Raw genomic sequence first — 24193 nt, forward strand, 5'->3', positions numbered from 1 at the left:
ATAGGATGAGCGACGACCGGGCAACCGCAATCACCTTCTCCGACGAGCAACGCCTACTGCTTGAGCAATCCGAGCGATTTGCAAGGAACAGGTCGGGTTTCGAATCTGTTCGCAAACGCATCGCGGCCAAGGACGATATCGACCGAAGTATATGGCAGGACATCGTTGCGATGGGGTGGGCCAACCTGCTTGTCCCGGTCGCTTACGGGGGTTCCGGCCTGCGCGTGGACGCACTGGTGCCGATCGTCGAGTCCGCTGGCAGACATCTGCTGGCAAGCCCGCTGATTTCTACAGCGTTGGCGACGCAACTGCTCGTGGACGCTGGCTCGCGCGGACAGAAGGAGATGTGGCTACCGCAAGTTGGAAGCGGTTCCGTTGCAACAACGGCGCTATGCGAGCCGGGAGGGTCCTGGGCGCTGACGGAGCCCCGGCTTCAGGCTCAGTGCTCGAACGGCATCGTCCGTTTGTCCGGAACCAAGATCCACGTGCGAGATGCGAAGGAGGCGCAATTCCTTATCGTGAGCGCCATGCTGGATGGCCAACCGGCCCTTGTTGTCGTGGAACGGGCGTATCTTCGAGAGAATTCACTTCGGAGCCAAATCGTGCTGGATGAAACACAGCGCTGCTACACTGTCTCCTTCGAGGAAGTAGAAGTGCCCGCGACCATGGTTCTTGATGGAGGCGATGTAGTCGAGGCGCTGTGCGCATTGGAGCGGACGGGAGAGCTGCTGTTCAGCGCCGAAATGGCCGGCGGACTTGGCGGAGCGCTGGCATTGCTGGTCAACCATCTCACGACCAGAGAGGCGTTCGGCGGTCCGATCGGCAGGTTTCAGGCCCTGAAGCACGCCACCGTCGACATCCTGCTGGATTTCGAAGCCGCCCGTTCACTCGTTTACGGCGCCGGCACAACCATCGCATCGTCGCCGGGCAAGGCCGCAAGCGAAATCGCCACACGGATGGCGAAGGCGCATACCAGCGACGCATTCGTCCATGCCTGCGATAGAACTATCCAGTTCCACGGTGGTCTCGGATTCACCTATGAATGCAACGCTCAGCTGTTCCTGCGGCGCGCTATGTGGAGTCAGGCTGTTTTCGGCTCCGCAAAATATCACAGACAAAAGCTCGCTCCGCTCTTGCTCAGCTGATTTTGAGGGAAGGTTCAACGCTCCTCCCGGGGCTCAGACATTGAAGCTCCGAGCAATGCCGACTCTCTCCAGGAATGACTGATCGTGGCTGACCAACAAGAGTGCCCCATCGTAGCTCCGGAGCGCCTCCTCCAACATCTCCAGAGACTCGATATCCAGATGATTGGTCGGCTCGTCCAGAATAATCAGCCACGGAATTTCGGGGCCGGATAGTGCCGCGGCCAATCCGGCGCGAAGGCGTTCACCACCCGAAAGTGTGCCGACGATGCGCATCGCCTCGCGATTGCGAAAGGCAAATCGAGCGCAGGTGGAATGGGCCGCCTCGCGGCTGATACCCTTATGTTTCGCACGAACATTGTCGAGAACGCTCTTGTCCACGTCCAGCAGACTGACATGCTGGTCTACCATCGCGATGCGACCTTCTGCCCGATAGGCCCTGCCCATCGACGGTTGCATCAATCCAGCGGCGATACGCAGCAAGGTGGTCTTGCCCGACCCATTGCCCCCAGCCACCGCCACGCGTTCCGGACCGTCAATGCGTAGCGTCCATGGGCCAAGGTGGCGATCCCCGACCTGTGCAACGACGCCGTCAAGCTCAAGCAGCTTCGCGCCTGACGGCAGGCCGCTCGGGGGTAATTCGATGGTCAGCGGTGCGCGGACCTCAAGGCGAGCGCGAGCCGCCTTCTGCGCCTCCACCGCGTCGGCCAGGGTGCGTTCATTCAGAGACTTCTCGCGTCCACCACTGTTCTCGGCCCTCTCCGCCCTCTTGTCGAGCAGGATCTTGGGTTCTGAGCCTTTGGCCGCGAATGCCCGGCCCGCCTTGTCCCGTTTCGCCTTCGCTTCCTTGCGAGCCTGCGCATTCTGGTGTGCCTGACGGACCACGGCGTCGGCTCGCGCAGCCTCTTGGACAAGCCGGTCGCGCTCCTGATTTCTGGCCTGCTCGAATGCGGTCCATCCGCCCCCGAAACTGCGCACGCCAACCGGGCTCAATTCGACAATGCGATCCATGCGCTCGAGTAACTTGCGATCATGGCTCGCAATCAATGCGCCACCCCGCCAATTGCGCAGAAGACCGGAGATGGCCTCCCTTCCGGCTGCATCCAGATTGTTGGTCGGTTCATCCAGTAGCAGGAGATCCGGCTCTTCGAGCAGCACGCGCGCTATCGCGATTCGCGCGCGTTCGCCGCCAGACAAGCTCTCCAAACGAACATCCAAGCCGATCGAAGGGAGGCCACATGCTGCCAGGGCCGCTTCCACCCGCGGTTCCAGCGACCACTCGGCCAGTTCCAGATCGTCCGCCGAGCCGGTTCCATTTTCGATCCGCTGCAGAATGTTGACGGCTTTCTCGATCCCAAGTGCCTTCTTCACCGGCCAGCGCTCGGGCATTTCCTGTTCCAGGAAGGCGATCGTACCCGACCTCTTGATCGTGCCCGCTGGCGGGCTTGCCAGCCCTCCGACCATTCTCAACAAGGTCGATTTTCCCGATCCGTTGCGCCCTACGAGACCGACGCTTTCCTTCGCGATGGAAAGGGAAAGATTTTCGAAAAGCAGCCGTCCGTCGGGCGTCTGCGCGGCGATATCGGTGAGAGCAACATAGGCAGACATATCGAGCTATCTCAGCGTGTGTCGAAATCCAAAAGCTCTTGCTCTTCAAGTACTGGCAACGGAACCACAAACTTCCTCGGAATCGATAGGCAAGTGGTTTGCCAGGGCCCGAAAAGATGAGCGAGACATTGCGGCAGGACCTTCATGCGGCCCCGGATGTGTACTGACCATTTCCAGCAGGCGAACCCAAGATCGTATCTCATTCAACCACACCACCCTTACCTCGTCCACATTCGAGCCCGGCCTTGCTCATGGCACCTGGCGGGGTGCTATTCTCGCCATCGAACATCTGGCCGCTTGGCATCCCTGCCGCGCCAGCAAACGAGATGACCGCCCAGAATGCCTTCGATGTCGAGTACCGGTTGGTGTGAGGGGCGCGCGATCTCCGACGCCACCAGCTGGACGCGGTGCGCTGCATTACCATCGCCCTTGTGCCGCGAGTTCACGCCGACCAGTTCCAACAGGTCAACCAATCCCGTCCCCAGTGAGTCGATGAAGTCAACCTTCTGGACCAACTCGGCGGTTGAAACGGACGACTGCGGCGCCCCCTTGGAGGCCTTGTCCCTCACCGCGCAAATCTCGAAAAGAGGCGACTGGTGCCAGAAGAGGCATCACATTCGAACTTCTTTTCCGTTTAATTTCTGATGTTTAGATATTTCGGTCAAGCTGAAAAGCCCGCAAAAGGCCCGCAAAATCCCTCTAATGTATTGGTTCGATGCCTTTTTTAGGACTCGGAATTTCAATTTCAAACTTGACCGCGGAGTAGGTCGTTATCCGCTTTGCGCTCCAATCTCCGCTATTCTACGGGCTGCGCGCTCTGCCCGGAAGCAGTCATCCGTTCGGTTTACTTTAAATCATCGATATTCGTTCCAGCTTCTCTTCTTTTTGGCCGATAGTCTGGGAGGGGAGGATTTGATGTAATTCCCTCAACCTGAATATCTTCGATTTTTTCACTGAGAGGAGCAAGTTCGCGACTAAGCTCGCGAAGGTCCGTTTCACCTTCAACCAAAGAATCTTCGACCGCCGGAATGCCACTCCTTATCTGGGAAAGTTTGTTTTCAGCGTTCTGCACGCCCTCCCTGAATTGGCGAAGGCGTCGTTGCGCGATAGCAGAAGCGCTCCGCCCTGAGATCCGCCGATCTGCATCTCGAAGATTATTTCCCCATCCACCAACCCTGTGCCCTAAGTCTAACAATCTTCCTTTTGTTGAGGCCAATCGTTCGTCCCAACCTTCGGCGTCCGATGCGAGTGCGGCCGTCGTGACTCGAAGCCGGACAAGATCGGAGGTGATCACCCGTTGCTTTTCTGGCTCCAGTCCTTCGTTCAGAGCGCGAATGCTATTTGCCACGGTCTCTACAGTGGCGGTCGCATCCCTCCCCAATAGTCCGGTTTCGTCCGCGGCGGGAATGATCTTTTTTCCTGACTTGTCGGTGTAAATGCCCTGACGACCCCGTCGGCCCTCGAGCACGAGCGCAGCCTCTCCAGTTATCAGATCCGTGCTGATTGTCGCTTCAAGGCCGTGGACTTTCGCCGCAGAAGGATCGAGAGTCAGAACAACGACCACGTTTTCCGGTTCATTTTCCGCCAGACGGACCGATGTTACCTGTCCCACAGGGACTCCCGATAGTGTTACAGTCGATCCCGACTGAAGGCCTTCCACGGAGCGATCAAACTTGATCTGATATGTTTCCTGATTTGGTCTGGGATCGATTAGCCACATCGCGAAAGCGATGGTCGTAAGCATCAGAATGCCAACGATCCACGCCACTAGGGAGAAGTTTGCGTTAGTTTCCATCTAGCACGCCGCCAGCGGTTTGTTCGTCCGGCAGAGGGCCGGTGCAATGAAAGTTCGCGTCCCGCATGCTCCATTCGGTTGTCCGCTATAGAACATGACCGAGGTTCGTCCCCTGGCGCAATCGCCACGAGCGGGGCATCCGGGCGCGTCGAATGTGTTTTGGTTTTGAGATCGGCCTAGTCCCAACACGGGCGTGATGCCGCCCCGCCCGTGGCGACCGAATATTGCTATGACTTGCGCAAGCCGCGTCCGGTCACTCAAGCGCGAAGGCGTCATGTCTTCCAGGCCGCTGCTGGAGGATGTGATTTCAAGTCTCCTGGCGATGTCCGTCTGGTTCAGGGCAGGAGCTCTGATCAACTGCGCCAACACACGCCACTGCGTACGATTGAGGCTCAGCGGCTGTGCTCGGTCATCGAATGCCTTGCGCGCGGCGCGGCTGATCTGGTCCATCATGAAGATCGCTCGATCATCGTGGGTGATGACATTGTCGAGTGCGAGAGTGCCCTCATCTTCTGGCATGAGACATTCCTATCGATCGGAGAAAAATAGTAAAGGACTTTCGCATTTTGTTTTGGCCGCTATATCGCTCGCGCAGCGGCTCAAACGATGGCGAGGAGCGAAATAATCATGGCGGACGAGACAGCAGGGGCTAGCGATGAAGGCGCACGTCCGACGGGGTTGTCCAGTCCGCGGGTCCGGCTGGGTCTGCTGATCGCCGGCATTCTGGTCCTGCTCGCCGGGAGCTACTGGTATTACAATCATCAGACGTACGGCAGATTCCAGCAGTCCACCGACAACGCTTATATTGCCGCCGACAGCGTCATCATCTCCCCCAAAATTGCGGGCTACGTCGAGCGCGTATTAGTGACGGAGAATCAAACGGTCGCGTCGGGCGATGCGCTTGTCCAGCTGGACGTGCGAGATTATCGTGCCCAAACGAACCAGGTCGAAGCCCAGATCGCCGCGTCGCTCGCCGGAGCAGATACGGTACGCGCCCAGCAACAAGAGCAGGACGCGGCAATTGCCCAGGCCCGTGCACAGCTCGCAGCAGCATCTGCACAGGCTGGTCTCGCTGCTGAGCAGGTTGTCCGGTACCGCCCCCTTGCCGCTTCGGGAGCGGAGCCGCGCGAGAGGCTCGATCAGCTGGAGGCCCAGGCCAGAGAAGCGCAGGCTCAAGTCGCGGCAGCGCGCGCCGCGCTCACGGCGGCACAGCGCCGACAGAACACGCTTAGCGAGCAGATAGACCAGGCCAATTCGCAAGCCAACGCCGCTCGTGCGCAACTCGAGGCCGCCCGTCTGAACCTGTCATCGACCACGCTCCAGGCCAGTATTTCCGGGCGGGTGGGTGACCTCACGGTCCGACCTGGACAATTTGTCCAGCCTGGCCAACGCCTTATGAGCCTCGTACCGACCGACCGCCTCTACGTGACAGCAAATTTCAAGGAAACGCAGCTCGGACTTGTCCGCCCGGGGCAACCCGTCACCTTGGAAATCGACGCGCTGCCGGACCTCGAGCTATCAGGAAGAGTGCAGAGCATCGCGCCGGGTACCGGGGCAGAATTCTCGATCCTACCTCCGCAAAACGCGACGGGTAATTTCACCAAGATCGTTCAGCGCGTCCCGGTGCGCATATCCATTCAGGCTTCGCCCGAGATCCTGCGTCTGCTGGTGCCGGGCATGTCTGTTGTCGCGAGTGTCGATACGCGCGCCGCTAGAGACCAACTCGATTCGATCCGCAACGCGGCCGGAGACTGACCGATGGCAGGCGCCGCTGCAGCGGTTTCGCCGCCGGTCGAAAAGGCCGATGCTACGGCCTGGATCGCCGTAGCCGCCGGTGCGCTGGGGGCGATGCTGGCAACGCTTGACATCTCGATCGTCAATTCGGCGCTGCCGACGATCCAGGGGGAAATCGGCGCGACCGGAACCGAAGGCACCTGGATCGCGACAGCCTTCCTTGTTGCCGAGATCATCATCATCCCTCTGAGCGCGTGGCTGGAAAGACTGCTCGGCCTTCGCACGCTGCTCATCGTCGCGGTTTCTGCCTTCACGGCCTTTTCGGTGTTGTGCGGCATTGCCACCGATCTGACGACGATGATCATCGGTCGCACCGGTCAAGGGTTCATGGGCGGCGCGCTTATTCCAACCGCTATGACCATCGTCGCAAAGCGACTGCCTCCATCGCAACAGCCGATTGGCATGGCGCTCTTCGGAATGACCGTGGTTCTTGGGCCGGTAATGGGCCCGTTGGTGGGGGGCTGGCTTACCGAGAACCTGAGCTGGCACTACGCCTTCTTCGTCAACGTGCCCGTCTGCGCGTTGCTCCTTGCTTTACTATTCATCGGGCTACCCCATGAAAAGCCCGACTGGGTTTACCTGCGCGAGGCTGATTGGGCGGGAATAGCTGGTATGATCCTTGGGTTGGGTGGGCTGACCATCGTTCTGGAAGAAGGCCACCGTGAGGAGTGGTTCGATTCCACGCTGATCGTCCAGCTCACACTGATGACGGTCGTGGGTTTTGCACTTCTGACCTACGGACAGCTTTACGCGCGCAAACCCGTGCTCAAATTGCGCCTGATGCTCAGCAGGCAGTTTGCCAGCGTCGTGGTGATGGCACTGGCGCTTGGCATGGTCATGTATGGCTCGACCTACGTGATCCCGCAATTTCTCGCGATAATTTCCGATTATAATGCCTTGCAGACCGGACTTGTGATCTTCTGGATGGGCGTTCCGGCTTTCCTGTTGATGCCCGTTCTCCCGTTCATGATCCGCAGGATTCACATCCGCATTGCGGTCGGCGCGGGCATGTTCATCATGGCGCTAAGCTGTTTCGTCAGCATAAATCTGACAGCGGAATCGGGAGGTGGAGTGTTCACCGAAAGCCAGTTCCTGCGTGGCATCGGCATGATCCTCACGATGATGTTCCTCAACCAGGCGACGGTAGCTTCGGTTGCCAAGGAGGATGCCGGCGATGCTTCCGGGATCTTCAACGCGGCGCGAAACCTCGGGGGCTCGTTCGCGCTCGCGGGGCTTGCCTCGTTCCAGGATCAGCGCCTGTGGCATCATAGTCGACGCATGGAAGAAACCCTCAACGCCAACAGCCCCCGGCTACAGGAATACCTGGACGGCATGACGGCGTCGCTGGGCAGCCCACAGGCCGCGCTGGAGATGCTTTCCGGCATCATTCAGCGCGATGCGTTCGTGATGACCTACAACGATGTCTTTTTCGCCATGGGCGCGATTACCCTGGTCACGGTGCCGCTGGTACTGTTCCTCAAGCCTCTCCCGAAGAACTTATCCCTTTCGATGCACTGAGAACTCTATGCGCAAGACCCTAACCCTCCTCGCTCCCATGGCGCTCCTCGCGGGTTGCATGTCCGGTCCCGACTATGCCGGTCCCCCGCAACTTGCGACCGCCGCAGGCAATGCGTTCGTACGCGCCGGCCCCGAAATCGATCCGTTTGCGCCGATTGCCGGCGACTGGTGGACGCTGCTCGGCGATCCGGTTCTCAATGAACTGGAGGCGCGCGCGCTGGTCGGCAATCCGGGCGTGGCCGCGGCGCGCGCTCGCATCGAACAGGCAAGGGCTTCTGTCCGCCAGGAGCGCGCCAACCGGCTACCCGCCGTGGCTGCGCAGGCGACTGCGGTCCAGGCGAATATCCCAGGGCTAGATATCGGCAGCGGCCCGCCCCCGGGATCGCCCGGCGCTCCTGCAGACACCGAAGAGCAGGACAGCCTCAGCGTCTACAACGTCGGGCTCAATGCAAACTGGGAGATCGATTTCGCTGGGGGGCAGGCACGGCGTGTCGAGGCCATTAACGCTCAGGCTGCGGCCTCGGTGGCGAACGCCGAGGATGCGAAAGTCCAGCTCGCCGCCGAAATCGCGCGGGCGTATGTGAGCCTGCGAGAAGCGCAAGGGCGGCTCGAGCTTGTCCAGCGAGAGCGCGACTTGCAGCAGCAAATTCTCGAATTGACCTATCAGCGCTATACACAGGGCGCTCTCGCGCTGTTCCCGGTCGGTAACGCGAACGCCGAGCTCGAACTGCTCAAGTCGCAGATCGCGGAAGCTCAAGCGGACATCGATGTATTCAAAGACACGCTCGCGGTGCTGACGGGCGAAGCGCCCGGCGCACTCGACGGGCTCCTGGCGGCTCAGGCCGAAATTCCGCTTCCCCCCGAACGGGTCGCGGTGGGCGATCCCGCAGCGCTAATAGCGCGGCGGCCGGATGTTCGAGCCGCCGAACGCATGCTGGCCGCGGCGAATGCGCGCATTGGCGTGGCAGAGGCTGCTCGCTTCCCCAAGATTTCCTTCATGGGGATTCTCGGTTTGGGCGGATCGGAGCCCGACGACATCCTGGACCCGGGCAACTTATCGGCAATCGCTTTGCCGCGGCTGCAGTGGAACCTGCTTGATTTCGGCCGCACGGCAGCATCGATCGATCAGGCCGAGAGTGCGCGCGACGAGGCCGAAGCGCGCTATCTTGAAGTGGTCCTGGGCGCACTACGCGACGCCGAACAATCGCTTGCTCGGTTCGGGCAACAAAGAGCCAACGTAGCCGCGCTGGCGCAGATCAGTCGGCAGGCCGACACGGCTGCGGAGCTTAACGAGCAACGCCGCGCCGCGGGGGTAATCTCGCAAGGCGAACTCAACACTTCGATCCGCAAGCGCGAACAGGCCAGAGCAAATCTCGATCGGGCGATCGCCGCCATGACAAATGGCTGGATCGCGATCCAGAAGTCGCTTGGGTTGGGATGGGTCGAATTGTCTCGCGACAATCGCACGTCGGTTGAGCCAGCTCCGGTCGATCGAAAATCAGTTATGAAACCTGAACAGAGTTAGGATAAGTTTTCTCAGAAGTCTGCCCCGCAGCCCCTTCCAACTTTTCCTAACGCGTCAGCACCTCGTGCACTACGACCCAATCTTGGATCATAGGGGTCAGCATGTTTCCGCCTTTCGCAGAGTGCGTTTGCCAGTATCACCATCGGATATCCCGATTGCACTATTCGGTGACTCTTCATTGTCGTTTCTATGTAAGGCCTTAAGCTTTCCGCGAGCATCTCGTAGCGACATCAACGAGCGATCGTACAGGCATTTCGAGTGCAGCTCGCATTTGGCCGGTTCGATGACCGCCTCGTCGGTAGGCTTACGAGGCGGTCATCGAGCATTACGCCGCTCTGGAAAAGCTATAAAGTCATGGGTCGAAATACGAACTAGCTGGCACTGTCCGTTCGGGTCGTTGGGAGGACCACCGATCTCCCCGCCAACACGATCTGGACCTGTTAGAAACTGAACCCCAAAGCAACACCATATCTACGAGGATCCAAAGTGTAGATATTGGTAAAATTCCCCGAGGATGCGTCGGTCAAGTACAATCCTGTCACCGAGCTGCTGTCGAAAATGTTCTGAACAAATCCGCGCACGAACCAACGCTCATCCGCACTGTTCAACTGCACGATCGCGTTGGCTTGCACGAATGGCTCGATCCGGTTGACCCTGCCGTTAAAGATATTGCCGTATTGCTCACCAGTCAGCGCTACGTCCACGCGAGGAACCAGAGTCATGCCATTGTCGAAAGTGGCGGTGTACTGCACACCCATCGAAACCTTCATTTCGGGGGCCTGCGGCAACTTGTTCCCTTTTATGTTGACCTCTACGCCAGGGCTTAATACCGCAAGGCCGCTGCCCGCCGGAACGGCTCCGGCCAAGACATCGCAAATGCTGAATGCGCCGCTTGACGCAAGATTGCCGTCATTAGGAAATTCTTCGGGACCACGAAGACCCAGAGCTGCGTTCACTCCGGCCACGAATGCGTCGGCCGCGCCGGGGGCTGGCCCGGTTACGGCACAATTAGCACCGTTGCTAATATCCTTGATGATGACGGCATCAGGATCGCCGCCACCCGGGTCGCGCGGATTGGAGAAGAACTGGTCGCCGGCAACTTCCGCGTTGAGATAACTGAACGTCAAGTTGACAAGCCAATCGGGATCGGGCCGGATAACGGACTCTAGTTCCACACCCCAGATATCGGCATCGATAGTATCATTAACTGAGGTACGGGCGACGATGCGGCTAAGCTGCAACCCGCTATACTTATAGTAGAATGCAGTAGCGTTTAATTGCAGTGCGCCATTCGCAAAGGTATTTTTCGATCCGATTTCAAATGCGTCGATGGTTTCTGATCCGAAGCTTTCAGCCACATCGAAAACGGGCGAAAGGGGCGGGTTGATACCCCCGGATTTATAGCCCCTGGCATAAGATGCGTAAATCGAATTGTCAGGCGTAACTTCGTAGTCGAGCACCGCACGCCCGGTTATTTCATCGAAACCTACTTCTCTAAATTGCGTTAGCTGCTCACCTGGCGTACCAGGATCGGCATCAAAAAGACCAGAGGGACCGGTTAAGGGAGTGATCGGGCTGTCGAACGGCTCCCCGTCATTCGCGTAAGGATTGAGGAAGCTAATCAAGGTCGTGCGCGCAGTCACGTCTTTCTTGTCGTCGTTATACCGCAAACCTCCGGTGAAGGTCAGACGCTCGGTCAGGTCGACGTAGATCTCCCCGAACACACCGAAGCTCTCAAGATTAGCCTCGAGAGAATTGTTGCGGTACATGGATGTTGCGAAGTAGGATGGCGGTGCACCGCCTGCCAAAGTACCAAACGATCCCAGAATGGCACTGGCGTAGTCAAGCGCGAATGAGTTTACATAGTAACTGTTGTCGGTAGTCTTGGACTTTGCATAGATCCCTCCGAGCAGGAAATTGAATGCTCCGTCGAAATCACTGGAAAGGAGGATTTCGCCGCTCCAGGATTCGCGTTGCTCTGAAGACCTGTCGAAGGATAGCGGCGTTTCGCCGCACAATACATTACCTTCGAACGCGCCCCTGTTCCCATCATCGTTATCGGAGGTGCACAATAAGCCCCCTGGGCCATTGGGGATGAGAGCCTCCACAATCGGGGTAAAATACGCCGACGAACCTGGCACGAACGCCGGTGCAGGTGCGGGGAGGCCGGTAGGCAAACCGTTGGCCGCGAAGCCGGACAACACGTTCAAGGCCGTAGCAAAGCCGGTACGATCCTGAATGCCCAGAAAGTAGTCCTGCCGGGAATCGACTTCGGTGTCCTGATAAAGACCGGTTGCAGTCAGTGTCATAGCTCCGATGCGCTGCTCGAGACGGGCCTGTAGCTGCACTTCATCGGCAAAATAGAATGGAGTATACGCCGTGTTTACCGTGCGCACATCGTCGGGCTTATCGAATCCTGCAAATGCATCGGGGCCGTACAGGCTTCCCAATCCCAGTACTGAGGGAATTCCCTGAATAGCGAAGAACTCTTGCGAACTGAGCGTTGCGCCGACTGTGGAATTGGCATTGGTGATGTCAAAGTCGCGGCGATTGTTCAGACAACCCAGCACGCCGAGCGGGTCACGCTGGCAGGCCTGCTTTTGATTACGTAAACGGGTGTCATCTTCCCTGAAATAATATGCCATGAAGTCGAGAGTGGTATCGGCACCGGGTTCAAAACGAAGAGAACCACGAACAGCGTACATGTCTCGGTCGTCGACATCCGAATTGTCGAAAAGGTTTGTGGTGTAACCGTCGCGATTCAGAAAGAATCCGGCTACCCGAACGCCGATAGAATCGCCGATCGGGACATTGACCATCCCTTCGGCCTTGATGCTGTTGTAATTCCCATACTCGAACTCTCCGGCCGCGCCGAAAGAACCGAGGTCAGGCTTGGCTGTCACAAGGTTGACAACACCCGAGGTAGCGTTGCGGCCGAAGAGGGTGCCCTGCGGCCCCCGTAGGACCTCAATTCGCTCAAGGTCAAAATATTCTGTTTCGAACAGCCGGGTACCAAAAAGAGGGGAACCATTGATATGGATAGCCGTCGCTGCGTCACACGTCACACCAACACAAAGATCGCCGATACCACGGATGGTGAAGGACGACCCGGTGAAGTTGCCCTTCGAAAATGAGACGTTCGGGAGCGTCAATTGAAGGTCAGCAGCGTTCTCGATCTGCTGGCTTTCGAGAGCCGTAGCATCGAAGGCACTGACCGCGATCGGCACCTCTTGCAGACTTTGAGATTGGCGTTGGGCCGTCACGATGATTACGGATCCTTGGGGTTCCGCCTCATCAGTTGTGGAATCCTGCGCTAAAGCCATCTGCGGCCAAGCCAAGATGGCCGAAGTGGCGAGCACCATCGCTCTCAGTGTCATATAGCATCCCTTCCCATCTCTTCAGTGCGACGATAATTGGCTCCGCCGCTTACTGCAAAATGGGGCGACCTCGAGGGTCGCCCCTTAGTCTGTGGAGAGGAGAGGGAGAGAATTAGCCCAATCCCCGTCCATGGGCATATACATCCGCGTGATATTAGTAAAGCGCCTTATCTTTTGACCCCATGGGCCACGATCCAGATCGCACGCGGAGTGAACGTTTGCTAAAGATCAGCAATGGTTGGCGTGCTAAGCGAGTTGCTCCCGATAAAGCTTTTGCCCCAGCTGGCATCGAGACCAACGAAGCGTTCGCCGTGCCGACGGCGACAATAGTTCGGATATAGTACAAGATGAATATGGACGCCCTTTGCCCCCATCTCGCTGGCCTCTGACCAGGAACCAGCCTCTTAGTATGGGGGATCTCAGAGGCTCCAAAAGGCCAGTACCGCCCGTAGCGCAGCGACGAACGCGAGCGGCTGATCCAGCATGAGATGATGGCGTGCATCGGGCACTGCAACAATTGGTATCTTTCCCCCTCCCAGTTCCCGGATATAGCGGGCGGAATCGCGATCAAAGAGCTGACTTTTCTCGCCGTACACAATCGCTTTGCGCCCGGGCGCATCGACCAGCCTCTGGCCTACTGTCAGCCATTCGTCGGGCTTGTTGCTGCGCCGGAACACTTCGGGAGAAAACTTCCATGTCCACTCCTCGCCATCGCGGCGGAGAGAGTGATAGGCCATGTAATCCATCAGGAACGGCTCACCAACTGCCTGCGGCGGCGACAGGATATACCTCTCGCGCGCCGCTTCGTAGGTGGGGTAGCGTCGCACCGGTTTGTCAGGATTACCCGACCCGGGGCTCGATCTGCCCATGGTCCAGTATTTCTCCAGCTTTTCGGGCCGCATCACCATGAGATCGCAGACAATAACGCCGGCGAAGGCATCCGGCGATTGGGAAACGGCGGTCAGCGCTGCACCCGAGCCGAAACTATGGGCGATGATCGTCGGTCTGCTTCCATCTGCAAACAAATCGAGCGCTTCGCTGATCTCGACAAATTCCTTTCCCCGCGCAGCTATATCGGCCACGCCGCGCATCTCGCTATCGCCCATACCGGCCAGATCGAACGCCACCACGTCGTAGTCTTCGGCAAGGTACGGTGCGATGAAGGCAAAGCAGCGGGCATGGGCGAGAAAACCGTGAGTCATGAGCAATTTGGGCCGGTCACGCCTGCCCCAGCGAAGATAATGCACCCGCGCGCCACCAACCTCTACGAAGCCTTCCTCACGGGGCACGCTCAGCGCCCAGGCGAACCATTCGGGTATATCCGCCCCGTCGCCGGCCCATACGGGATCAATATCTGTTGACCCGTCGTGGATTGGTTTCATTTCATTCATTTCGGCGCAGTCTCCATACCGGATAGTGTATTCCTGATAAAACCACGATAATCGTGCCGTGCGACATCGTGGCATAGATCGGCGTAACCAGATACGCTGGGGAAATTGATCAGTTGTCGGGGTTTGCCGGGAATATTGGCGCCCATGTACCACGATTCAGCCTTGGGGAAGAGCGTCATCGACCCTACTTGGGCGACCATATCGGTCCAGCTTCGCTGGGCCAGCGCATCGGCTTCGAAAAGGCCGATCCTGTTATCGCGCAGCCAGATCAGGAAATCGCAGATCCAGTCACCCTGGATTTCGGCGCTTGTCGGACCGTTGGAAAAGCCTGAAGGGCTGAGCGGTCCGTAGGCGAACAGCATGTTCGGAAATTGGGCGACAGCCATGCCCAGATAGGCTTTGATCTCACTCTTCCATGCTTCTGCCAGCGCCAGCCTTCCGCGGCCGGTGATGTTCATGTCGATGAGCCCGCCACGACCGGCATCGAAGCCGGTCGCGAAGACAATGAGATCGCACGGGATCATGCCAGTGGCTGTTTCTATCCCGGCCTCGGTGACGCGAGTGATCGCGGTGTCGTTCAGATCGACCAGCGTCACATTGTCTTGTGCGAAGATCTCGTAATAATTCTGTTCGAGCGATGGTCGCTTGGTCCCGAAGGGATGTGGCGGCTCATCGGGAGCGAGCTTCTCGGCAATGGTCGGGTCGCAGATCCGCTCGCGCACCTTGTCACGCCAGAACTCGTAGGCGTGGCGATTGGCGTCCTCGTTCGTCAGTATGTCAGCGAAATTATGATACCAGAAGCGCAACCCTCCTCGCTGCCACAAATCCTCGAAATGCGTAGTCCGCTCTTCCTCGGTCACAGCCAGGGCCGAAATGTCCAGCGATTGGCATTCGAAACCGCCACTTGTCGTAAGCCTTTTCTGGAAGACAGCGGGATATTCGGATTTTTCGCGAAGCTGACGATCTGCGTCCAGTTTTTCCTGCCGCATGGGAAGGGCGAGAATCGGGGTTCGCTGAAAAAGCGTCAGCTGCTCCGCGCAGCTTGCCGCCTCCTGCGCCACCTGTACGCCGCTGGCACCCGTGCCGATCAGGGCGATCCGGCGGCCGGAAAGGTCGATGCCTTCCTGCGGCCAGCGGGCGGTATGGCACCATTCGCCTTCGAAATCGCTAAGGCCCGGGATATCGGGAATGTAGGGTTTCGAGGCGAACCCCAGGGCCGGCAAGAGGAAACGCGCGCTTACTTTTCCGCCATCGTCGAGCTTCAATCGCCAGCAGGCGGTGTCTTCATCGAACGGCGCGCTTTCGACCCGTGTTTTCATTCGCATTGCCGGCCAGAGGTCGAGCGTATCGCAGACGTGGAGGAAATAGGCGCGCAGTTCTTCCCAGCCTGGAAATCGTTCGCTCCACGTCCAGCTTTTCCATACTTCCGCAATGGAAAATTCGTAAAGTGGAACCTGGGAATCGACCCGTGCTCCCGGATAGCGGTTCCAGTACCAGATTCCGCCCGGCTGCTCCGCTGCGTCTACCAGCAGAACATCGAACCCCGCCTGACGCAGCTTGTATAGCAGGTATATTCCGCTGAACCCGGCCCCGACGATTACGACATCATAGTCAGGAAGGGGCGAATGGCTCACGAGGCCCCGGCACCCGCTTTCGCGATGTCTTTGGCCGTAGTATAATCCGCCTTGCCGTTTGACGCGCGCAAGGCGGTTTGCGTTGGGCAAATCGCCTTGGGCGTTTTGTAACCTGCCAGTTGCTGGCGCACGTGATCCTTGATCGCTTGCGCGTCGAAGTCCGCATCCTGGGTCAAATGCACCACAGCGGTCACCGCTTCGCCCCATTTTTCGTCAGGCACCCCGACGACAAGCGCGTCGGCAATGGCGGGATGGGTTTTGAGCACTTCCTCCACCTCCTCGGGGTAAACCTTTTCACCTGCGGTGTTGATGCAGACGCTGCCGCGGCCCAGCAAGGTCAGGCTTCCATCGGATTCCACCCGGCACCAGTCGCCCGGGATGGAGTAACGCACGCCATCGATCGTCCTGAAAGTCTTGGCCGACTTTTCCGGGTCCTTGTAGTATCCTGTGGGGATTGCGCCCTTGCGGGCAATAAAGCCGGGCACGCCGCTCCCCGCCTCGACCTTCCGGTCGTTCTCGTCGAATACGTCGCAAAATTCCCCGATCCCGAATTTCGCGGTGTTGGTGCCGCCCTGTGCGGTCGTCACCGACAAGCCGTAGCCCAGCCCTTCCGAAGCGCCAAAACTGTCCATGAGGATGACCTGGGGGATATGTTTGCACAGGCCCGCCTTTACCTGTTTACTCCACATGACGCCGGACGAGATGATCGAAATCAGGCTGCTCGTGTCCCAGCGCTTCGGGTGGGCGTCCAGCGCCTGCAGCATGGGTTTGGCAAAAGCGTCACCGACAATGGCGATGCTCTGCACCTTGTGCTGGTCCACTGCATCCCACAATTCTTCGGCGTCGAAGGATGGATCGGACAGCGTGACGATGGCCCCGCCCGACATGAGCGTGCCGATAGCAGTAATGAACCCGGTTCCATGCATCAGCGGGCACGCCGGCAAAGTGATGCGCGCAAGCTCGCCCTGCTTCACCAGGGCCACCATTTCCTCCATGGTCTGGGGAACCGGACCCAGCAGCTTTTGCGCGTCGAGCTGAGCCTTGCGCATATCATCGTGTCGCCACATCACGCCCTTGGGCATGCCGGTGGTACCGCCTGTATATATGAACAGCAGGTCATCGGGGGAACGCTCGATATCGAGAGGCGCGCCGTTACCTTCTACAAGTTTTTCGTAAGGAAGCGCGAAGGAAGCGATCTGCGAAGCATCGCCGATTTCTACAAATGTATGAACCTTGGTCAACCGTTCCTTCAGTTCAAGAATGCAGTCGCGGAACTCGGAACTGTAAACAATTACCTCGCTATCGGAATCGTCGAAGATGTAGAAAACCTCCTCGGGACGGTAACGATAATTGATGTTCACGTGCGTGAGGCGGCCCTTGAAGCACGCGGCCATCAATTCCCCGTATTCGGGACGGTTGCGCATGTAGAAGGCTATCTTCGCCCCGTCGCCTGCACCTTGCGCGCGCAGATTGCGCGCCAAATTGTTCGAACGCTTCGACATTTCGGGCCAGCTAATGATCCGGTCGCCGTGAATCAGCGCCGGAGCATCTTCTGGGACCGCAGGCTCGATTGCATCAAGGATGTCGCCAAGGTTCCAGTCGATCACGTATTAATTCCTCTCTCCTTGGTGGCCACGATTTTGTCGGTAGCGTGCGCCTAATTCATCGTCTCATGCGACCTGCGTCCACCCCTGCAAGGCCGCTGCTTCGGCCCGGACCGCTTCGGGACCGCCCAGAACCTGGCGGTCGAAACCGATTCGCTTGAACCAGAAATGCAGACCTAGGAGATCGGTAAAACCCATCCCCCCATGCACCTCGGTTGAGGTTCGGGCGACAAAACGGTGGACTTCGCCCGTATGTGATTTGGCATGGCATGCCACCAGCGAAGCCTCGTCGGGCGTCGCATCGAACGCATGGGCGGCATACCAGACCAGCGAACGGCATGGTTCATGGCGGGCAGCCATTTCCGCGCACATATGCTTGACCGCCTGGAAGCTGCCGATCACTCGTCCGAACTGTTCGCGCTGCCCGGCATAGTCGACCGCTTTTTCGATCATAGCCTGGCCCGCACCGAGGCTATCGGCGGCCAGGAGCACCCGGCCGGCGTCCCGCAGGCGCCTGACTGTGGCCCCACCATCGTCCGCGAGAGCCTCGCCCGCTACGCCAGAAAACCGCAGCTCCCCTACGCTCCGGGTGCGGTCGATCGTTTTGAGAGCAACCTTCTCCAGACCCGCAGCATCGCCAGCTACGAAGTGCATACGACCGGCGGTATCGGCTACCAGAAACGCGTCGGCTTCCAGGAAGTCGAGCGCGAACAAAGCCGTTCCGTCGAGCTTTGCGCCGTCGAAGTCCACGCCTGCCCGGTCCCGGATCTCCACCGTTTCCGCGATCGCGACGGCGATTTGCGCCTCGCCCTTCGCTATCCTCGGCAGCCAGTGCGCCTTCAACTCCTCGCTACCGCCCTGTGCCAGCGCAAGGGGTGCCAGTACATGGGCACCGATAAAAGCCACCGGCGCGACGGCATAGCCGAGCTGCTCGGCCACAACGGCGGCATCGAGCATTGTCATCCCGAGCCCGTCATGTTGCTCGGGAACCATCATTCCCCAAATGCCGATTTCGCCCAGCGCCGAACGCACGTTGTCGCTGAAGGGAACCGAGCCCTCCGCGCATTCGCGCACATGATCGAGCGGACAAGTATCAGCAAGAGTGCGGCTGATCGCGTCGCAGAGCATCTCCTGGTCTTGCGAAAGTCCGAAATCCATCAGGCGGCTCCCTTATTCTGCCCGCTTGCAACGGCCGTCGCCTGTTCGGCCGCGGGAGGCGTTGCGAACTTGGGTTCGCGCGGCATTTCCAGCCCGCGTTCGGCGATGATGTTCTTCTGGATCTGGGCGGTGCCTCCACCGATGATCAGACCAAGCTGGAACATGTAGTTCCACTGCCAGGCACCGTCTTCGCGCTCGCGCTCGCTTCCGTGATAGAGTATGCCCATCTCGCCCATTGCGTCGATCGCGAGCGCGGAAATCTGATGGGCGAGCTCACAGCTCTGCAGCTTCACGACAAGTTTCGCCATGCCGCCGGCATCCCCCCTAAGGCTGTTCGACAGGATGCGCATGCCGTTGAATTTCATCGCCGCGACTTCGGCTTGCAATGCAACCAGCCGGTCACGCAGAACGGCGTTGTCCATTGCGCAACCCTGGCCGATGCGTTCTTTTTGCATCAGCCTGACCAGCGCCTGGAGCCGGTTTTCCAGTGCATCGGGGTCGCCCAGCATGCCACGTTCATGGCCCAGTGTGGCATTGGCCACGTACCACCCCTGCCCGCGCTGCCCGACGATCTGATCCAGGGGAACCCGCACGTCGGTAAAGAACGTTTCATTGAACTCGGCATGACCGGTCATGGTCTTGAGTGGTCGGACCTCGATCCCTGGTGTGTCCATCGAGAAGATCAAGTAGGAGATGCCGCCGTGCTTGGGCGCGTCCGGTTCGGTCCGCACAAGGCAAAAGATCATGTCCGCCTGCTTGGCCGTGCTGGTCCAGATCTTCTGTCCGTTGATGACAAAGTCGCCATTTTCGACGCGGGCGCTGGTCTTGAGCGCGGCGAGGTCCGATCCCGCTCCAGGTTCCGAATATCCCTGACACCAGACTATCTCGCCATTAAGGGTCGGCTCGATCCATTGCCGTTTCTGGGCTTCGGTTCCGAGTTCCAGCAGCGTGGGAACGAGCATGGAAATGCCCTGGTTCGCAAGGCCTGCGGGGATGCCAGCGCGCGAAAATTCCTCGGCAATGATCCGCGATTTCAGGATGTCCGGCTCGGCTCCGTATCCGCCGTATTCTTTGGGAATCGTGCGCGCGGTGTAACCATGCAGGATCAACAGCTGTTGCCATTCGACGGCTTCGGGGGAAGGGCGCGCGGCACGGCCTTGGCCATCGGGTGCGCGGTGACCGTGGGTTTGCAGGAACTGGCGCACTTCCTCGCGAAACACGTCATACTGGGGTCCGTAGTCGAGATCCATCTTGGTCTATCCTTCTGCGCGCGCGATCGCGACGGGTCGGAATACTGGCAGGCGAAAATCTTCGGAGATCGGCTCGAAATCCAGCGTGACCGGCAGATCGAGCTCAAGCTCGTCGAGCGCGCAATCGACCAGCCGGGTTGCCATGCGCACTCCCTCCTCCAGTTCCACCACCGCAGCGATGAAGGGAATCTCGCCGGCGAAGGCGGGATGCAGTGCCTGATGGGTCACCGTCCAGGAAAACAGCGTGCCATTGCCGGTGCTACGCTCCCACGACCACTCAGGAGAACCGCATCGGGCGCACATATAGCGCGGCAAATGCCGAAAACTGCCGCATCCTTCGCACTGCTGGAAGTAAAGGTTGCCGTCCTGACACCGGTTCCAGAATTCCTGCTCCACCGGATCCTGCGGGCGCGGCTTTGGCTTGGCTGGTGCGGCCTGCGCCGAGGGGCGCATCTTGGGCGGCAGATCTTTCTCGTCGCTCACGCAAACCTCCTCAAAATCGCTATACTGCCGTCACCCAGATCGCCCCAGCCGGTCACCAGGCCGGTCTGGGCGCCTTCGACCTGCCGCTCCCCACAATCGTGGCGCAACTGACGCACCGCCTCGACGACATGGTTCAGTCCCCAAACATGGGCCTCGCTCAGCAGGCCGCCATGGGTGTTGACGGGATAGCGCCCGCCCAGCTCGATCTGGCCATTCGCGACGAACTCTGCCTGTCCACCTGGTTCGCAATAGCCCAGGGCCTCCAGCTGCAGGAGAACCACGTAGGTGAAGCAGTCGTAGATCTGCAGAAAATCCATGTCTTCGCGATCGACCCCCGCCATTTCGAACGCGCGCGGCGCGGCGTAGCTCAGGCCGATCTTGAAGGGGTCGGGACGCGAAGGGATATCGTCGGCGGGGTAAGGATGCCCTTCAGCCGCACCGGCGATGCTCACGGGAACATGCGGCATGTCCCTGGCGCGGTCCATTCGCGAAACCACGACTGCGCATGCCCCGTCAGTCTCCAGACAGCAATCGTAGAGGCGAAAGGGTTCGGATATCCAGCGCGCGGAATGGTAGGTTTCGGCATCCAGTTCCCGGCCATAAGTGAAGGCCTGCGGATTCATCTGCGCATGGCGACGGCACGCCAGTGCAACGGCCGCCATCGCTTCCGGGCCGATATCGTAAATTCGGGAGTGCCGGGTGGCGAGCCAGGCATACATCTGCACCGGCAGGAACACGCCATACGGAATGTAATAGCCTTGGATCGTATTCGTCAGGGTGTTCATGTTCATCGGCCGCGTCGGCGGTGCGCCAGGCTTGGGCCGCAAGGCGGAATAACCGTTCCACCCGAGCGTCACCAGCACATGGTCGCATAAGCCGCTGGCAATTGCCATCGCGGCGTTCTGGAGTGCCGTGGTAGGGCTCGCCCCGCCCATGTGGACCGTAGAGGCATAGCGCAGAACTTCGATACCGAGGTTAGCCGCCATCTCTTCCGAGGTGGTGTAGATCGGCGGAGGAACCATGCCGTCGATATCCGACGGCTTCAGCCCTGCATCTGCTATGGCTTTGCGCGATGCTTCCAGCATCATGTCGACCGCGGTTTTCTCGGTGCCTTTCACGAAAGCGGTTTCGCCCACTCCGGTGATGGCCGATTTGTCGCTTAAGCTCATGCCTGCCTGACCGCCTGGTAATCGCGTTCGAGCTGTTCGGAAAGAGCGCGCACCCTCTGATAGGTCTCCGGCGGACGCAGTCGCAACCCGCGGCGGACATCCTCCAACGGACGATCAAGATTTTCTTCCCAGTAGAAGGTGGTCAGATCGGCTGCAGCCCGGCCCCGGCGCCACGCTTCAAATGCAGCGCGCGCCACTGGCAACTGGGCAGCTTCCAGTTTCATCTTGGGAATGCCGACGCCCAAGATGAAAGCGATCCCGTGATTATAGAATTGCGCGTTTCCGAAGGACAGCACGCACAATTCGCCCAGTGCGTCCCTGCCGTATCCGGCGACGACATGAAACAGGTCATGCGAATCGCGAAGGCGCCGACGATAGAGGGAAACATCGGGGTCGCCGAGGTCCTCCAGACCTCCGGCCTCGCTGGCTTCCGCCAGACCTTCTGCTGTCAGACCCTCCCCGTAAACAAAATCGAGGTAGGCTCGGCCAAGCGTGCCAGACGCACAGGTCGCAAGGCGTTTGCGATCGCACAAGGTTTCAAGTAGGTCGGCCCGGTCGGAAGCGATACGCCGCCCATCGCTCGACTTCATGAAGCGATTGAAATTCCGATAATAGGAATTGCCCGACAATGCCTTGACGATACGGAACACCTGCTCCGTATCCTCCCTGTCGGCAATCAACTGCCTCATTGCCCCAGCGCTCTGAGAGGCTCTACGGGGCGGCGCAATTCATGACCTTTGGCGTAAGCCATCTTCTTGCCTCCTGCGCTTCACTTGTAGATGCCAGCGGACGCCAACGCCTTCTCGGCTCCATCGACCAGGTCGCGCATCACTTCGGCGGCAGGCCGGATCGAATCGATCAGGCCGATGCCTTGCCCCGCGAAGCCGGGGATGACATCCTTGCGCTCTGCCTTGATCCCGGAGGCCATGACCGGGCCGGAGATCATCGACTGATAGGGCATCGGCAGAGGCTCCTTTCCGGCCTGCACCCAGGCGTCGGCCCATTTGTTACGGATCATGCGCGCCGGTTTGCCGGTAAGCGATCGACTAACGACCGTATCGGCATCGCCGCTTTCGGTGATCGCCTCTTTCTGGAAGCGCTCGATGCCCGCTTCCTCGGTCGCGAGAAATGCCGTGCCGACCCACGCGCCCTCTGCCCCCAGCATCATCGCAGCGGCAACACCCCGGCCATCCGAGATACCGCCGGCCCCAAGGACAGGAACACGATCGCCAACGGCGTCGACCACCTGGGGAATCAAGGAAATAGTCCCGATCGGCGAGTTGTGACCTCCGCCATCGTGCCCTTGCGCGACGATCATGTCGATGCCCGACCCGACGACCTGTTCGGCGTGCTTGACCTTGCCGATCACCGCCATGACCTTGGTGCCATTGGCATGGAGCCGATCCATCCACGGTTCAGGATTGCCAAGGCCGGCAGCATAAACCGGCACCTTTTCCTCGATCACCACTTCCATCTGCGCCTCAAAGAATTCCTTCGAGAACAACTGCGGGCCGCCCTTGCCCATTTCAGGCGCGCCCGCCGCCCGCATGGCGGCGGCAGCATCGACCTCCGGAAGCTCTTCACGATCCATGAAGTCGCGCGCGAACTGCTGATATTCACCCATCAGATCCATGGGATTTTGGGGTGCAGCACCGCTTTGAGGGGCAGAGCCGCGCCTGACCGACGCGGGGAGCAGCGTATCGACACCGAAAGGTTTGTCGGTCAATTCCCGGGTCTGGCGAATCCAGTCACGCAACTGATCGGGCGAACACGCCGCGGCACCCAGGACCCCGAGCCCGCCGGCATTCGAAACCGCAGCCGCCAGCGCCGGAACGCTCGCTCCGCCCATCCCGGCAAGCAGGATCGGGTACCGGATCCCCAGCATTTCGCATATTCGGCTCTTCAACGCCATTCTTCCTCTCCAGCCACTTGCCTAAACGCACACTCAAACTATTGAAAATTCTACAGCTGCCCCCACCGCACCCGCTGCGAGACCAGCTCGGGGCTGCGCTCCGAAAGATAGACGGCAGAGCCGGCCACCAACCGGCTCATTGCTTGACGGGCCGCGGCGCTGTCGCCAGTCCGCACTGCCTCGAGCACCCGCACCAGAAACTTCATCTGCACCGCCCGTTCCTGTGCCGAATATCCCAGCGAATGGGAAAACTCGCGGGTCAACAGATGCATCGCAGAGGTCAGCAAACCGAACAGCGGATTGCCGCTCGCCCAACCCAACAAGTCGTGAAATCTGCGATTAAGTTCCTCGAATTGATCAGAGGCTTCATGATGCCTCAATTCCGCCAGACACCCTGCCAACGCGCTGAGATCAGCGGTAGTTGCACGCTGGGCTGCATACCCTGCGACATCGGGAGCAATTGCTTCGCGCAATTCAAGCAAACCACGCAAATCGGCTTCCATGAAATGCAGAATCAATGACAAACTGCTTGCAAAATCGCCGGTCTGCGGACGGGCTACGACGGGACCTCCACCACGGCCGAGCTGGAGATGGATGACCCCTTGCAATTCCAGGAACCGCAAAGCCTCCCGCAAAGTTGCGCGCGCAACCTCGTAACGCGCGAGCATTTCATCCTCGCGCGGAAGCCTGTCACCCGGGTTATGGCGACCCGCCTCGATGTCCCGCACGATGCTTTGCGCAAGAGAAAGGGCACGCTTGGCCTTCTTCACCGCTGACATCCGCCACTCATCAGCACACCCGCACCTCTCGAATAAAAAGTATAAGGATATTAG

Annotated in this window: 19 protein-coding genes; 4 read left to right on the forward strand and 15 right to left on the reverse strand. The window is 59.3% G+C overall.

Annotated elements, in window-relative coordinates; all coding sequences use genetic code 11:
- The first annotated feature begins 5 nt into the window (after positions 1 to 5).
- The gene (locus ASS64_RS13925; protein ID WP_157075202.1) at positions 6 to 1145 is read left to right on the forward strand and encodes an acyl-CoA dehydrogenase family protein; all 1140 of its coding nucleotides are present in this window, start codon (positions 6 to 8) and stop codon (positions 1143 to 1145) included.
- 33 nt (positions 1146 to 1178) lie between these two features.
- Here ASS64_RS13925 and ASS64_RS13930 read toward each other — a convergent pair whose 3' ends face one another.
- The 4 genes from ASS64_RS13930 to ASS64_RS17125 all read right to left on the reverse strand — a co-directional run bounded on the left by ASS64_RS13930 (position 1179) and on the right by ASS64_RS17125 (position 5064).
- Positions 1179 to 2750 (reverse strand): ABC-F family ATP-binding cassette domain-containing protein, encoded by a 1572-nt coding sequence (locus tag ASS64_RS13930; protein ID WP_067695803.1) that lies wholly within the window; start codon positions 2748 to 2750, stop codon positions 1179 to 1181.
- Between the two features lie 269 nt (positions 2751 to 3019).
- The gene (locus ASS64_RS13935) at positions 3020 to 3319 is read right to left on the reverse strand and encodes a hypothetical protein (protein ID WP_067695806.1); all 300 of its coding nucleotides are present in this window, start codon (positions 3317 to 3319) and stop codon (positions 3020 to 3022) included.
- Positions 3320 to 3594: 275 nt separating this feature from the next.
- Positions 3595 to 4545 (reverse strand): MlaD family protein, encoded by a 951-nt coding sequence (locus tag ASS64_RS16465; RefSeq protein WP_082737151.1) that lies wholly within the window; start codon positions 4543 to 4545, stop codon positions 3595 to 3597.
- The gene (locus tag ASS64_RS17125) at positions 4546 to 5064 is read right to left on the reverse strand and encodes a MarR family winged helix-turn-helix transcriptional regulator (protein ID WP_050599573.1); all 519 of its coding nucleotides are present in this window, start codon (positions 5062 to 5064) and stop codon (positions 4546 to 4548) included.
- A gap of 108 nt (positions 5065 to 5172) precedes the next feature.
- Between ASS64_RS17125 and ASS64_RS13950 the strand changes: the two genes are divergently transcribed.
- From ASS64_RS13950 to ASS64_RS13960, 3 genes are read left to right on the forward strand one after another with little or no spacing between them, the layout of a single operon-like run.
- Positions 5173 to 6300, forward strand: coding sequence for an HlyD family secretion protein (locus ASS64_RS13950; protein ID WP_050599652.1), 1128 nt, complete (start codon positions 5173 to 5175; stop codon positions 6298 to 6300).
- Positions 6301 to 6303: 3 nt separating this feature from the next.
- On the forward strand, positions 6304 to 7857 hold the full coding sequence (locus tag ASS64_RS13955; protein WP_050599572.1) for a DHA2 family efflux MFS transporter permease subunit: 1554 nt from the start codon (positions 6304 to 6306) through the stop codon (positions 7855 to 7857).
- Positions 7858 to 7894: 37 nt separating this feature from the next.
- The gene (locus tag ASS64_RS13960; RefSeq protein ID WP_006834178.1) at positions 7895 to 9382 is read left to right on the forward strand and encodes an efflux transporter outer membrane subunit; all 1488 of its coding nucleotides are present in this window, start codon (positions 7895 to 7897) and stop codon (positions 9380 to 9382) included.
- Between the two features lie 440 nt (positions 9383 to 9822).
- Here the strand turns inward: ASS64_RS13960 and ASS64_RS13965 are convergent, their stop codons facing one another.
- The 11 genes from ASS64_RS13965 to ASS64_RS14015 form a co-directional block, all read right to left on the reverse strand.
- Entirely contained in the window at positions 9823 to 12759 is a 2937-nt protein-coding gene (locus tag ASS64_RS13965; protein WP_067463606.1) for a TonB-dependent receptor, read from the reverse strand.
- Between the two features lie 419 nt (positions 12760 to 13178).
- Positions 13179 to 14150, reverse strand: coding sequence for an alpha/beta fold hydrolase (locus ASS64_RS13970; protein ID WP_050599570.1), 972 nt, complete (start codon positions 14148 to 14150; stop codon positions 13179 to 13181).
- Positions 14147 to 15784, reverse strand: a complete 1638-nt coding sequence (locus ASS64_RS13975; RefSeq protein ID WP_050599569.1) for an NAD(P)/FAD-dependent oxidoreductase — start codon at positions 15782 to 15784, stop codon at positions 14147 to 14149. Before ASS64_RS13975 ends, ASS64_RS13970 begins: the two co-directional genes overlap by 4 nt.
- A complete protein-coding gene (locus tag ASS64_RS13980) occupies positions 15781 to 17391 on the reverse strand; it encodes an acyl-CoA synthetase (protein WP_050599568.1) in 1611 nt (536 codons plus the stop codon). The genes ASS64_RS13975 and ASS64_RS13980 overlap by 4 nt, the downstream gene beginning before the upstream one ends.
- A 63-nt stretch (positions 17392 to 17454) precedes the next feature.
- Positions 17455 to 18546, reverse strand: a complete 1092-nt coding sequence (locus ASS64_RS13985; protein WP_067463600.1) for an acyl-CoA dehydrogenase family protein — start codon at positions 18544 to 18546, stop codon at positions 17455 to 17457.
- Complete coding sequence (locus ASS64_RS13990; protein ID WP_067463598.1) at positions 18546 to 19796, reverse strand: acyl-CoA dehydrogenase family protein; 1251 nt, start codon at positions 19794 to 19796, stop codon at positions 18546 to 18548. Before ASS64_RS13990 ends, ASS64_RS13985 begins: the two co-directional genes overlap by 1 nt.
- A gap of 6 nt (positions 19797 to 19802) precedes the next feature.
- Positions 19803 to 20279, reverse strand: coding sequence for a Zn-ribbon domain-containing OB-fold protein (locus ASS64_RS13995; protein ID WP_006834185.1), 477 nt, complete (start codon positions 20277 to 20279; stop codon positions 19803 to 19805).
- A complete protein-coding gene (locus ASS64_RS14000) occupies positions 20276 to 21448 on the reverse strand; it encodes a transporter (RefSeq protein ID WP_050599565.1) in 1173 nt (390 codons plus the stop codon). Before ASS64_RS14000 ends, ASS64_RS13995 begins: the two co-directional genes overlap by 4 nt.
- On the reverse strand, positions 21445 to 22137 hold the full coding sequence (locus ASS64_RS14005; protein WP_067463595.1) for a Coq4 family protein: 693 nt from the start codon (positions 22135 to 22137) through the stop codon (positions 21445 to 21447). The genes ASS64_RS14000 and ASS64_RS14005 overlap by 4 nt, the downstream gene beginning before the upstream one ends.
- Positions 22138 to 22217: 80 nt before the next feature.
- Positions 22218 to 23360, reverse strand: coding sequence for a nitronate monooxygenase family protein (locus ASS64_RS14010; protein WP_006834188.1), 1143 nt, complete (start codon positions 23358 to 23360; stop codon positions 22218 to 22220).
- A 50-nt stretch (positions 23361 to 23410) separates the two neighbouring features.
- On the reverse strand, positions 23411 to 24139 hold the full coding sequence (locus ASS64_RS14015) for a FadR/GntR family transcriptional regulator (RefSeq protein WP_006834189.1): 729 nt from the start codon (positions 24137 to 24139) through the stop codon (positions 23411 to 23413).
- Positions 24140 to 24193: the final 54 nt, after the last annotated feature.

Source organism: Erythrobacter sp. AP23 (assembly GCF_001542855.1).
In the GTDB taxonomy this organism is placed as follows: domain Bacteria; phylum Pseudomonadota; class Alphaproteobacteria; order Sphingomonadales; family Sphingomonadaceae; genus Qipengyuania.

Excerpts from the sequence above, each read along its gene's own strand:
- ASS64_RS13990 (WP_067463598.1), bottom strand. The coding sequence starts at position 19,796 with ATGGATCTCGACTACGGACCCCAGTATGACGTGTTTCGCGAGGAAGTG.
- ASS64_RS16465 (WP_082737151.1), bottom strand. The coding sequence starts at position 4,545 with ATGGAAACTAACGCAAACTTCTCCCTAGTGGCGTGGATCGTTGGCATT.
- ASS64_RS13965 (WP_067463606.1), bottom strand. The coding sequence starts at position 12,759 with ATGACACTGAGAGCGATGGTGCTCGCCACTTCGGCCATCTTGGCTTGG.
- ASS64_RS13930 (WP_067695803.1), bottom strand. The coding sequence starts at position 2,750 with ATGTCTGCCTATGTTGCTCTCACCGATATCGCCGCGCAGACGCCCGAC.
- ASS64_RS14000 (WP_050599565.1), bottom strand. The coding sequence starts at position 21,448 with ATGAGCTTAAGCGACAAATCGGCCATCACCGGAGTGGGCGAAACCGCT.
- ASS64_RS13950 (WP_050599652.1), top strand. The coding sequence starts at position 5,173 with ATGGCGGACGAGACAGCAGGGGCTAGCGATGAAGGCGCACGTCCGACG.
- ASS64_RS17125 (WP_050599573.1), bottom strand. The coding sequence starts at position 5,064 with ATGCCAGAAGATGAGGGCACTCTCGCACTCGACAATGTCATCACCCAC.
- ASS64_RS14010 (WP_006834188.1), bottom strand. The coding sequence starts at position 23,360 with ATGGCGTTGAAGAGCCGAATATGCGAAATGCTGGGGATCCGGTACCCG.
- ASS64_RS14015 (WP_006834189.1), bottom strand. The coding sequence starts at position 24,139 with ATGTCAGCGGTGAAGAAGGCCAAGCGTGCCCTTTCTCTTGCGCAAAGC.
- ASS64_RS13970 (WP_050599570.1), bottom strand. The coding sequence starts at position 14,150 with ATGAATGAAATGAAACCAATCCACGACGGGTCAACAGATATTGATCCC.
- ASS64_RS13985 (WP_067463600.1), bottom strand. The coding sequence starts at position 18,546 with ATGGATTTCGGACTTTCGCAAGACCAGGAGATGCTCTGCGACGCGATC.
- ASS64_RS13925 (WP_157075202.1), top strand. The coding sequence starts at position 6 with ATGAGCGACGACCGGGCAACCGCAATCACCTTCTCCGACGAGCAACGC.
- ASS64_RS13960 (WP_006834178.1), top strand. The coding sequence starts at position 7,895 with ATGGCGCTCCTCGCGGGTTGCATGTCCGGTCCCGACTATGCCGGTCCC.
- ASS64_RS13955 (WP_050599572.1), top strand. The coding sequence starts at position 6,304 with ATGGCAGGCGCCGCTGCAGCGGTTTCGCCGCCGGTCGAAAAGGCCGAT.
- ASS64_RS14005 (WP_067463595.1), bottom strand. The coding sequence starts at position 22,137 with ATGAGGCAGTTGATTGCCGACAGGGAGGATACGGAGCAGGTGTTCCGT.